This is a genomic window from Brevibacterium sanguinis, assembly GCF_039528855.1.
GTDB classification, from domain to species: domain Bacteria; phylum Actinomycetota; class Actinomycetes; order Actinomycetales; family Brevibacteriaceae; genus Brevibacterium; species Brevibacterium sanguinis.
The window spans coordinates 206,256-207,140 of record NZ_BAAAMB010000009.1 but is presented as its reverse complement, the minus strand read 5'-3'; the positions used below and the strand labels follow the sequence as shown (position 1 = coordinate 207,140).

2 protein-coding genes are annotated in these 885 nt (G+C 67.9%); both read left to right on the top strand.

The features are described 5' to 3' along the window. A partial coding sequence (locus ABD154_RS11250) for a hypothetical protein (RefSeq protein WP_344251317.1) occupies nucleotides 1-642 on the top strand: 642 nt, incomplete at its 5' end. A 66-nt stretch (nucleotides 643-708) separates the two neighbouring features. Then, nucleotides 709-855 carry a GPGG-motif small membrane protein gene (locus tag ABD154_RS11245; protein ID WP_009374756.1) on the top strand — a complete coding sequence of 49 codons (147 nt, stop codon included), beginning with the start codon at nucleotides 709-711 and terminating at the stop codon, nucleotides 853-855. Nucleotides 856-885 lie beyond the last annotated feature (30 nt).

The window sequence follows — 885 nt, the reverse complement described above, 5'->3', positions numbered from 1 at the left end:
CGCGACAGCGGTTACGCCGCGGCAGCGGGAACCGGCTATGCGGCATCCGAGAGCCGCACCTATGACAGCGCTGATGGCGTCGCCTCGGAATCGGCAGACGCCCGAGGGTTCGAAACGACTGACGGACGCGGCTACACCGGCACCGAGCAGCGGACGTTCGACACGGCCGACGGCCGCGGCTTCGCCGAATCCGACACCCGCGCCTATGACGGTGCGGACGGCGTCGGATATGAGACCACGGAACGCGCCACCTTCGACGACGCGAACGGCCGCGGTTACGCCGAATCCGACACTCGCGCCTACGAGGGTGCCGACGGGGTCGGCTACGAGACCACGGAGCGCCGCACCTTCGACGACGCGAACGGACGCGGTTACGCCGAATCCGACACCCGCGCCTACGACGGGGTCGAATACGAGGTCACGGAACAGCGGACGTTCGACACCGCCGACGGTTCGGGCTCCGACACCGCCGACGGCAGGGGAGTGAACGGGGCCGACCAGCGTCGCGGAGACCCGAACGGAGTCGACCCCGACCAGTACCGTCTCTCCCGCAGCCGCGGAAGCGGCGACCGCAACCGCGTCGACCCCCGCACCGACTTCACCGACGAATCGGGATCCGGCAACGGCGCACCGAGGCACTGAGTCACCGAGGCACTGAGACCACAGCAAACCCCAACCCCATGCTCCACCCCTAGGAAAGGACACATCATGCTCGCCACCATCCTCTGGATCATCGCCGCGATCCTCGTCATCTCCGGCATCTTCGCCATCTTCCGGAAGCAGATCCTCTGGGGAGTCATCCTCATCGTCGTCGGCCTCCTCGTCGGTCCCGGAGGCGTGAGCATCTTCGCCTAGCGCACCGATCACCGCAGCACGGCGCCCCGA